Below are 8,461 nucleotides of genomic sequence, written 5' to 3' on the forward strand. Positions count from 1 at the left end.
GCGATCGCGGGATTGTCCCAAGCTCTTAGGGAGCAAGCCCCCGCTCAAACCCAAGAAAACCGCTCCCTAAGTTGTGGAAAAGCCGAAAAATCGGCACAACCGAGCGGTGGATATTTCGAGCTAAAAAAAATTGGCCGCCACGGGCCCTATCTGTATTTGCGCTGGAGATCAGCAGGCAAACTGCGATCGACCTATCTGGGCAAAATCACTGACAGTTGAGCCGCGAAGTTTAAAACAGCCTGTGCGCGATCGCCCGCAACAGCTCACCCCAGCCCAACAGATCCACCAGCAAATCAACCGCGATCGCACTCACCAAAATCAGGAAGCCCCAACCGCGCCAACCCCCGGGCATGGCTTGGGCCGCCCGGGCGGCCCGGGCCGCCAACACCAATCCCGTTTCACCGGCCCGGGCCAACAACTGTTCGATCGCGCTCACGCGCACATCGATGTCCCCCACTTGATCCGTCAGGCCAACCACCGCGCCTAACTTTTCACGGATACTGCCCAGCTCCATCAAAATTTGTCGATCGCCCTGATTAACCGTCTGCTCCAGGTGTCGCAACCGGTCTTGCAGTGATTCCAGCACATCCATCGCCCGTCACTCCGAATAAACTTCAACCTGGATCGTGAACTTTGACCGCTCGGTGTCGTACCACCAGGGATATCGAGTGACTTGCTCGCCTGTAGCGGTCATAATCGTGACCGGCTTAACCCCGCGTTTTTTGGGCACGGCCTTAACCCCGATCCAGGTTTCCACAGCCGTCCGCAGCTCGAGATTGCCCGCCGCGTCACGTTGCCAAATCGTAGACCCCTCAACGGTTTGGCCCGTTGTGTTGTCGTAAGTATTGCCCTGAGGCCCGAAGTTAAAAACGATCGATTCATCCTGCGAATAAGACAACCGATGCGTTGCAACTTGATAGGCCTCACCCGGGCCCGGATCTTTTAAAAATTGCCCCAACAATCCCGTAATTGTCGGATAGCGCTGTTTACCGGCGACCATCACAACCCCATCGGTGTAGGTCACCTTTAGAGCGAAGCGATCGAGCGGCGACAACGGCAACACCAGGAATGGAAATTCCCAAGCATTGCTGGTCATCAAATCGAGCTCATGAATCCCCAGGAAGTCCCAGCCCATGCCGATCTCGCCCCTAAGTTAAATCCAGCCCGATCGCGGTCAGCAATGTTGAAGCGATCGCCAGGTAATCATCCATCTGTTGGCCATTGGCCTCCAAAATGTCGCAAAAATCACTTTCGCTCAGATCTCCGTACAGAAATTGATCGAGCGCCCGGTTGATCGTCCAGAGCTGCTGGCAGGCTGCCAAAATGTCGCTGCCCCCCAAGTCTGGGAAACAGACCAGCTCAGGCCGAAAGCAATCTTCCAGCGGCTCTAGGTAGATCATGATTACGAGTACATTCGCTCAGGCTTAAAGCTGACCGATTTGATGTTGGTTGGGGAAGATGCAGCCGTCACGGCAGCGGTGATATCGGCCTGCACCTCGAACTCAGCCTTCGTGCCCACCTGGCCAAACGGCACGGTGTAACTGTCACTGCTGGTCGGCTTCTTGTAAGACAGCCCCGTGATGCCGCTGACTTTAGGAGCCGAGCCGGTAGATCGATCGGTTAAAACTGCCTTTGCAGGCAGAAAGCCCCGATTTCTGACCGCTGAGCCGTTAACTTCCTTCAGCCCAAGAATCACGTCAGTTGCGCCAAAGCCACTCTGAGCCGCAACCGCCCGTCCCGTTAGAGACACGATCAAAGTAGTGGACTCTGTGCCGATGTTCCCAAACGGGTCGATCGCCTTCTTAACCGTGCCGTTGCGATTCACCACCTTGGTAATCGTGATGGGGCTGGCCCCGGACTGATAGCTGAGATACTTAGTCAGATATCCGCCAGTGGCCCCATTCTTGATTGCTTGCTTGATCCTGCCAAATCGCCGTCGTCTCATTGTCTTGCCCTACCACTTAAAAAAACCAGTCATAGAGCGGGTTTGACGGTTTCAAACCCGCTCAATTCTTAAGACCGAACCGCTTCGACTTGCTGCATTTCAACCGGTTGCACCACCCGGATCGTGGCTTGGTTGATCACACCCCGAACACCTGGCGCAATTTGTTGTAAGGACGTAGATTCAACCACCGATAGGGAGTTGACCTTTTTAGTGCCAGCAGGCGGAACCCATGCATCTTCAGCTTTGGAGACCACCTCCATCAGGCGATACAAGAGACCCATCAAAAGGTCATCTCCAATGGCCTCCGCCGAAGTAGGTACGGTTACGGGGCCAAGCAAGTCAGCCACTTTAACGCCGATCCATTCGCCGTCTGCGAAGATCAGTCCCGGTTTATCCTCAAGCATCTTTTGAACGAGCGAGTTAGTCATTGCCTAAGCCCTGAAAGCAGGTGCGTGATTAAGTTCTGCTCTCAGCCTGGCACGGCTCGGAACTCAAAAAAACAGCCGGAAACCTAATAGGTCTCCTCGCAAACTCCGGCCGATCGGGCTTGGGTACAGGCGATCGCTGAAAGGGCATCACTACCCCCTAACCAGCGCGGCCGCGAACCGCCCCGTTGTGTCGTAAATCGGGATGGGGTTAGGCAATGGCCAGATATGGGCCACGGCATATTGGAGCTTCACCCTGGCCAGCGGGCGGCGGCGCGGCAACTTGCGCGATCGCCCCAACACCGTATCGGAGCCAGGAGCCACCGGGTAAGCCGTCCCTTCCTGTTCGTTTTGACTAAAGTGAGCCTTAGACCAATCGGGGGCTTCCCCCAAAACTCGAAAAATCGCCTCCACCATGTCGCGCCCAGCAGCTTTTGAGCCGCAAAGGATTTTGAGCTGGACGGGCGGGTTGCGTTCCAAGTCACGGTAGGCGAGACAATCACGGCCCTTTTGCCAGTGACTTTCCGCCCGAGGTGGAAATTCAGACTTAATCCTGCGGCCGATCGCCTCTAAAGACGATTCCGAGAGCGATTCACCCGCTTTCAGGCGGAAGGAGATTTCACCGGTAATCGGGGTTTGCCCAGGTTCAAGATCCTGGCGACTCTCCCGAAAAAACAGAGAAATTTGGGGCAAAAACTTCACGGATTGCTGATAACCCGGAATCGGTACGCCATAGATCGGTGGGTTGATTAATTCTTCGCGTCTGGTCACCAAGTAGAACAAAATCAATCGCCCGATCGTTAGGTCGATCGTGTCGGGTTCGAGATGGGAGCAAGCCAGTCGGAGCGACGCTCTAGGACTCTTTGACAGGTCGCCATTTTTGCCGGGAGTCCAGTCCTCATCACCCACATCACGGAAATAACGAGCCACTTCAGGATTAACTAACCGCTTCACTTGATCCTGAAAGTGCTCAGTCGGGGAAAAATTCTTAGGTAATTGATCTGACGGGAAACGGTTAGGTGCTGCCATAGTTAATCTCCAAAATCTAAATCATCTGAGCTTAAATCGCTCGCCTCACTGGCTTTTTTGGCCGCCTCATCAATTAACGTCTGTGGCACATTATCTTCCTGTGCTGCCTTGCCAATCGGTCTTGGCAAATCTGGGTTATAGTTTTCATCCTTAATCGTCTCTTCAGCGTTAGCAATTTGCGCTCTGAAATCTTGCTGATTTTGAGCCAGTAATAAAGTTTCTTCATCAATCGATAACGGTTTTTTGCCAAATAGAGTTGTTAAATCTGGCAGTTCTACAACACCACTACCCGTTAGAGCACCAAAGAGCAAAAGTGATCGACCAATCAAGCCCGTAATGCCCACAGGCATCCATTTATAATCATTTTCACCAACAATTCTTGATTTCTTTAAGGCATTCCCGATTCGACTAACATTATTGGTTAGCACCTCAGCAACAGCATTAGTGCCCTGGAAATTGGTAGAGAGGCTACTGAATAAGTTGGCGGAACTGGTAACAATTCGATTTTGCTTGAGCAAATTAGATAGGAAATTTGCCCAATTCTCTTGACCGATCAGCGCATTAACAAAGCTTGTGAAACTTTGTTGAATGGTTTCTGCAAAATCGGGTGGCGCGGTCAAGTCATCAGTAGCAGCCAAACTAAATTCGCTAATGATGTTATTTAAGAAACTGGAAAAGGTATTAGTTACCGATTCAAGAAAATCGGATGATTGAATTAAACCATTGTGAATTTCAAGCAAATTGACGAAAGAAAATTGCGCTTGCTGAATTTCAAAACGCCGCCTAATGGTCTCGATCCGCTTGGTTAGGGTCATCCCCTGCATGGGCCCAATCAGCTCAATACTGCCAATGGCCGCCAGGGCCCGATCGTTGGTGCGCAGAATCTCAGAAAGGTCGATCGCCTGAAAGCGACAGACGATCGCCGCGCTGGGGCCGTAACCAGCTTTAGGCCCATCGGACGCGATCGGCGGTGAACTAATTGCAGGCCATGGATAGTCGATCGATGGCGACCCTGGAATTGTGGGAACACCTGGGGCCGTAGGCAAGCCGGGAGCAGTGGGCGCGTCAAGAGCAGCGGGCTTGTCTACTGGAATACTGGCTGGGATGGGAACATCGATCGGCGGGTTTGCAGTGCCAGGAACCGGAGTAGGCAAGGAAGGCACATCGGGGCGATCGTCCGGTTGGGGGATAGCTGGCTGAGGAATGGCGGCCGGGCGACCAAGCACAGGTGCGGGATTCCGAGAGGGGTAGGGGTCTACCCCTGGCTGAGGTGGTTTGGGTTGCCGATCGGGTAACCATGGTTCCGGCAACCCGTCCACCGCCGTGATCGCCCATGAGGCCGTGGCGAAATAAGACCCGTCAGCCAGGTAATGAGTTTTTCCGGCTCCATCCCTAACGTAAATATCCATCCATTCGCTGGGCAGCGCGTCTGGATCGTAGTTGGCCCTGATGCTTTCCAGAATCGGTACCTGAACCACGGTGAGCGGCCCTTGCAAGGTCAAAACCGAGTTGCCGCCGTTGAGCCACCGTTGGAACCGATAGCGACCGGTGGCCGGGTTCCAAGTGGATTGGGCAATGGTGGCCCAGGAATAGGCTACCCAGTAGGGCCGAGCCGATGATCCGATCGGCGATCGCTCACCCGGTTCCCCCGGGATGTCGGCCGGTTTTGCGGCCGAGGGTGATGCACCGGTCGGTTTTGGCAGCGCATCACTAGGCGGCCGGATGCCGGGCTTAGGCCAGCCCATGGGCACAGCCGGCGGCCCGGGCCAGGCTGGCCAGTTTGGCATCGGCGGCAATTGCGGCAGGGCGATCGCAGGTAGCGCCGGGGGCGATCGCAACCAATCGGGCAAATAATCCCACGGGTTTGTGGGCGGTGGAGCTGGTGCGGCTGGTGGCGGCGGGATATCTTCCGGCCTGGGCGGGGCCGGGTCTAAGTCATCGTTAGCCCTGGACGGAGCCGGATCCAAATCATCACCGCCGCGGCCACCGCCCGATGGGATGGGCACGGGTGGTAGGGGGATTTTGATCGGCTCTCCGATCGGTCTGGCCTGAGCACCCGATCGGATGATCGGATCGTTTAGGACTCTGTAGCCTTCAGGGCTGTCGAGAGAAGATAAACCCATGGTCGGCTTACCCCTTAGGCGGTGGATCGCCTAGAAACTCCCAAGGTGCGTCGTCGCTAAAAAGGTCAAGAGTGGAGATGTCGCTTGCCTCACTGGCTTTTTTGGCCGACTCAGCAATTAGAGTCTGTGGCACGTTTTCTGGCTCAAAACCAGAGCCAACAGGTCGGATCTCGCCTTCAGGCAAGTCCTCTTTATTTAAAATTTCTTGCGCACCTGAAAGCTGCTTGGTTAGTTCCGCCTGAGCTTTGGCCAACTCGCGCGATTCGTCGCTAATGTTAACGACCTCACCCGCAATTCCTGTTAGCACATCGGTCAATTCAGTTGCGTTATTAATTGTGTCATACAGCTTTTGAATCCTACCTGAGTTTGCATTGATGCCGACGGGCATCCACTTATAATCATTTTCACCAACAATTCTTGATTTTTTCAGCGCATTGCCAATTCGGCTAACATTGTTGGTCGCAATTTCAATCAAGCCCCTAGTACCGTCAAAAATTGACTGAATATTGAAATAGACGTTACTGGCACTTTGCAAAATGCGATTAACGGCATTGATTTTAGCTTGCAGCAAGATCCATTGCTCTTTACCGAACACATCAATCATTAAGGCTTGCCAACCTTTGCTGATTAAATCGGCTACATCAATCTGAGCATCTTCATCAGGATCCGATAGCCGAAAAACCCTCATAAACGCTTGCAAACCAACGTCCAGCAACCCTGTTACTGATTCAACCAAGTTACGAGACAGCATCAAGGCATTGTGCAAGCTGAAAAACACACTCAAAACGTTCAGTGTTTGATTCAACCATTGCATTTTTTGCACATTCTGCATTGCCCCAGACAGCCCGTAATCACCGCCCTTCTTACTTTTGATTTCAGGCCCAAGACGCTTCAGAATGTCATCCTGATTTTTTAGGATTTTGTCGAGATTAGCCTTTTCAAAACGACACTGCGACACGGATCCACCCCCTGGAAAACGACCGGTAGAACCGGGAGGAAAAGCGAGCGGCGGTAAGGCGCGGTTAGGCGCATTGCGAATTGGTGGGCTGCTGATGGTGAGGCCCCCACCGCCAGGGAACTCAGGAAAATCAGGAACCGGGGTGCTATCGGGATCCTCTCCTGAAACAATCTCGACCGCTGCAATGCAACCCCAGGAGGCAAACCCAAGCCGGATGGTGCGAGCTTCAGGGTCTAACGGCACGGCTTCATAAAGCCGTTTTGCACCGCTTGGGGGCGATCGGTAGCGGCCAGCATATTCCGGCTCAATCGGTAGGATCCGAAAGCGATAGGGCCCGGCTGGTAGATCTGTCACACGGCTGGAGTAAAAAACCCAGCCCCCAAAGTCATAAAGCTGCGATTTTGGGTCATAGATTGCCTCAGCCGTCCAAAAAGTGAACTTAATCTTGGATTTTCGGTAAGGAATCGCAAATTCTTCAGGCCCATCGCCCGGCCCTGTACCTGGATCCTCACCCGGCGATCCACCGGTTGGGGCCGGTAACCGATCACCGGGATGGCGACCGCTGGCATGTGAAGACGAACCGCCCCCGGCTGGATTAATCGGGCCCCCCGATAGCGCCGGGGGCAACTGAGGGACGATCGGCTTGAGTGTTGGGGCCAGCGATGGTGCTTCCCACGGCCGGCCCCGTGACCATGCATCATCAATCTGTCGCTGCAAATCTTGACCGCTGGATTGAGTCGCAGCATCGTTAGCAGTCGGAAAAATCGAACCGGGTAGGGGTATTTCTGGCATGACGATCGCCTGACAGATTAGCGATCGTTAATCAACTCGGAATCCCAACGGAACTTCCGCCGTGCTCAAGGCACGGGCGAACATCCAAAGTTTTTTGCTTTGATCGGCCACATAGGCAGGATCCAGCTCGATCGACTGCCTGATGATGCAGCGCACCGTTTCATCGGCCGCCCGAAAAACTTGAAATTGAGCCGCGTAAACCAGCAGTGAATTTTCTTGCTCTTTGATTTGTTTTGTGCCGGTCACGTTATCCAACAGAGTGCCAGCCCAAACGGCCAACTGTTCCACTGTTGCAATCGAAGGTGGGATCTGAGTGCGGTCTAGAAGCATTTTTAATGCCAAACTCTGATCAGTAATCTAATGCGTTTTTAAACAATGCCAAAATTGCCTCAACTATACAAAAGAGGCTATTTTGAAAAGAGCTGAGATCCTTACAAAACAAGCCTTAGGAGCTTTGCAAGCTGAAAGGATCTTATCAAGATACCTGATTAGTTAGGCAGGGCAAAAAAGAGGTATGAAAATCAACCGATCGGGACGTTCTACACCCTTAACAGATCAATTATTTCTTAAGATTTTGGAGTCGTTTGTTGAAAAATCACATCGACTTTATTGGGCGATCGCTTGGTATACAGGCGAGCGACCCACGGCAATCTTGCGGTTGCCCCAAGCCAGCGTTTATGGCAGTAGTGGCCAACCCCTAAAGGCGATCGTCTTCAGCGGGCGATCGCGCAAATGTGGCAGAACACGCGAAGTGCCGATCGCTCGCAAACTACACCCCTACCTGCTGGCCTACCGGCCAGACCCAGGCCAGCTTATGTTCCCATCGCGCCGATCGCCCGATCGGGAAATTCACCGTCGCACCATGGATGCAGCATTCAGGCGAGCGCTGATCCGAGCTAAGTTGACAGGCCTTGGCCTATCGCTCTATTCAGCGCGTCGGGGATTTTGTTCGGGTCTGGCGGCTAAAGGAGTTGGAATCGCTACGATCCAGACACTGACGGGCCATCAGTCTCTATCGGTGTTAGCCAAGTACATAGAGACAGACCCCATGGATGAGCGGTCGATCGCGGCGATCAATTTGCTCTAAAGCAGGCCCACCGATCGCAGCGACTCGATCGCACCGGCGATGCAGGCCCGCCGATCGAGTTGCTGCGATCGCACCGGCGATGATAAAAGGTTGGGGATTCTT

11 protein-coding genes and 1 pseudogene are annotated in these 8,461 nt (G+C 53.5%); 2 read left to right on the forward strand and 10 right to left on the reverse strand.

Going from position 1 to position 8,461, the window contains the following annotated elements; translation table 11 throughout:
- Positions 1–219, forward strand: a pseudogene (locus VPK24_RS01905) (hypothetical protein); the annotation flags it as partial.
- 10 nt (positions 220–229) lie between these two features.
- Here the strand turns inward: VPK24_RS01905 and VPK24_RS01910 are convergent.
- The 10 genes from VPK24_RS01910 to VPK24_RS01955 form a co-directional block, all read right to left on the reverse strand.
- Positions 230–592, reverse strand: a complete 363-nt coding sequence (locus VPK24_RS01910; protein WP_393010221.1) for a hypothetical protein — start codon at positions 590–592, stop codon at positions 230–232.
- A gap of 6 nt (positions 593–598) precedes the next feature.
- Complete coding sequence (locus VPK24_RS01915) at positions 599–1,096, reverse strand: hypothetical protein (protein WP_393010223.1); 498 nt, start codon at positions 1,094–1,096, stop codon at positions 599–601.
- A gap of 52 nt (positions 1,097–1,148) precedes the next feature.
- Positions 1,149–1,400 carry a hypothetical protein gene (locus VPK24_RS01920; RefSeq protein ID WP_393010225.1) on the reverse strand — a complete coding sequence of 84 codons (252 nt, stop codon included), beginning with the start codon at positions 1,398–1,400 and terminating at the stop codon, positions 1,149–1,151.
- Between the two features lie 2 nt (positions 1,401–1,402).
- On the reverse strand, positions 1,403–1,945 hold the full coding sequence (locus tag VPK24_RS01925) for a hypothetical protein (protein ID WP_393010227.1): 543 nt from the start codon (positions 1,943–1,945) through the stop codon (positions 1,403–1,405).
- A gap of 68 nt (positions 1,946–2,013) precedes the next feature.
- Entirely contained in the window at positions 2,014–2,373 is a 360-nt protein-coding gene (locus VPK24_RS01930) for a hypothetical protein (RefSeq protein WP_393010229.1), read from the reverse strand.
- A 150-nt stretch (positions 2,374–2,523) separates the two neighbouring features.
- Entirely contained in the window at positions 2,524–3,399 is an 876-nt protein-coding gene (locus tag VPK24_RS01935; protein ID WP_393010231.1) for a hypothetical protein, read from the reverse strand.
- A gap of 2 nt (positions 3,400–3,401) precedes the next feature.
- Positions 3,402–4,625, reverse strand: coding sequence for a hypothetical protein (locus VPK24_RS01940; protein ID WP_393010233.1), 1,224 nt, complete (start codon positions 4,623–4,625; stop codon positions 3,402–3,404).
- A 505-nt stretch (positions 4,626–5,130) separates the two neighbouring features.
- A complete protein-coding gene (locus tag VPK24_RS01945) occupies positions 5,131–5,259 on the reverse strand; it encodes a hypothetical protein (RefSeq protein ID WP_393010235.1) in 129 nt (42 codons plus the stop codon).
- A 270-nt stretch (positions 5,260–5,529) separates the two neighbouring features.
- Positions 5,530–7,272 (reverse strand): hypothetical protein, encoded by a 1,743-nt coding sequence (locus tag VPK24_RS01950; protein ID WP_393010237.1) that lies wholly within the window; start codon positions 7,270–7,272, stop codon positions 5,530–5,532.
- 27 nt (positions 7,273–7,299) lie between these two features.
- The gene (locus tag VPK24_RS01955) at positions 7,300–7,560 is read right to left on the reverse strand and encodes a hypothetical protein (RefSeq protein WP_393010239.1); all 261 of its coding nucleotides are present in this window, start codon (positions 7,558–7,560) and stop codon (positions 7,300–7,302) included.
- 286 nt (positions 7,561–7,846) lie between these two features.
- Between VPK24_RS01955 and VPK24_RS01960 the strand changes: the two genes are divergently transcribed.
- Positions 7,847–8,359, forward strand: a complete 513-nt coding sequence (locus VPK24_RS01960; RefSeq protein WP_393010241.1) for a tyrosine-type recombinase/integrase — start codon at positions 7,847–7,849, stop codon at positions 8,357–8,359.
- Positions 8,360–8,461 lie beyond the last annotated feature (102 nt).

It is taken from the genome of Limnothrix redekei LRLZ20PSL1 (assembly GCF_043235035.1).
Taxonomy (GTDB): Bacteria; Cyanobacteriota; Cyanobacteriia; order CACIAM-69d; family CACIAM-69d; genus CACIAM-69d.

What these genes read in the sequence shown, in the direction of transcription:
- VPK24_RS01915 (WP_393010223.1), bottom strand. Translation starts at nt 1,096, where the DNA reads ATGACCAGCAATGCTTGGGAATTTCCATTCCTGGTGTTGCCGTTGTCG.
- VPK24_RS01910 (WP_393010221.1), bottom strand. Translation starts at nt 592, where the DNA reads ATGGATGTGCTGGAATCACTGCAAGACCGGTTGCGACACCTGGAGCAG.
- VPK24_RS01950 (WP_393010237.1), bottom strand. Translation starts at nt 7,272, where the DNA reads ATGCCAGAAATACCCCTACCCGGTTCGATTTTTCCGACTGCTAACGAT.
- VPK24_RS01925 (WP_393010227.1), bottom strand. Translation starts at nt 1,945, where the DNA reads ATGAGACGACGGCGATTTGGCAGGATCAAGCAAGCAATCAAGAATGGG.
- VPK24_RS01935 (WP_393010231.1), bottom strand. Translation starts at nt 3,399, where the DNA reads ATGGCAGCACCTAACCGTTTCCCGTCAGATCAATTACCTAAGAATTTT.
- VPK24_RS01930 (WP_393010229.1), bottom strand. Translation starts at nt 2,373, where the DNA reads ATGACTAACTCGCTCGTTCAAAAGATGCTTGAGGATAAACCGGGACTG.
- VPK24_RS01920 (WP_393010225.1), bottom strand. Translation starts at nt 1,400, where the DNA reads ATGATCTACCTAGAGCCGCTGGAAGATTGCTTTCGGCCTGAGCTGGTC.